Genomic DNA, 640 nt, shown 5'->3' with positions numbered 1-640 from the left:
CTAACTCGATTTCGCCGGAAAGCAATTTAGGAAGCAAAGTGTCACGTAGCGTGGCTAACTGGTTGCTCTGGAGTCGCAAGTTAAGACCTTGATTGATTAATGGCAGTAAAACTTCATCCATCTTGTCTCTTAATGCTTTTGGAGGGATAACACACAAAGACTCACTTAAATGGCCTCGTTTTATGTGTCCCATAGTTACCGCTTTATCTTTGGCGATTTGCTGGAATTTCGCGAGATGATGCTTTGTCCAGTATAGGTATAACGGTAGGTTGTATTCCTCACTCGTAACCTTGAAAAGGTGTTGATTTAACGCAGCATTACCACCAGTCCATAGATCAATCATCAAAGTGCCCGACCATGAGAAGATCATGTCGCCATCATACACTCTGCAAGATTCTTTAATATCTGTACGAGCCTTCTCCTTTCCGTCACAGTAGCCTTGACGTAACTGAGCAATTTTTAGAACAGGTAGAAAATCATCCTCCTCAGACTCTGGTCGGAATTTTTGCAATGCTAACCCATTTTGAAAATGAGCAACCTTGTCTAGAGGTTTTACTTCCCAACCTTTAGGAATCAACCCCAACTCAGACTCAACTAGCTTTTCGGGGAATAGCGAGGCAGTAGCCGCATCCATACCCTC

At 43.3% G+C, this 640-nt stretch carries 1 protein-coding gene; it reads right to left on the bottom strand.

Going from position 1 to position 640, the window contains the following annotated elements; genetic code table 11:
- Positions 1-640, bottom strand: a 640-nt coding sequence (locus ACWPOD_RS23740; RefSeq protein WP_456232307.1) for a restriction endonuclease subunit S, incomplete at both ends; no start/stop codon positions are given.

Source organism: Vibrio sp. JZG120 (genome assembly GCF_053890955.1).
Note: the sequence above shows the minus strand (reverse complement) of the source record. Positions and strands in the feature narration are given on the sequence as shown.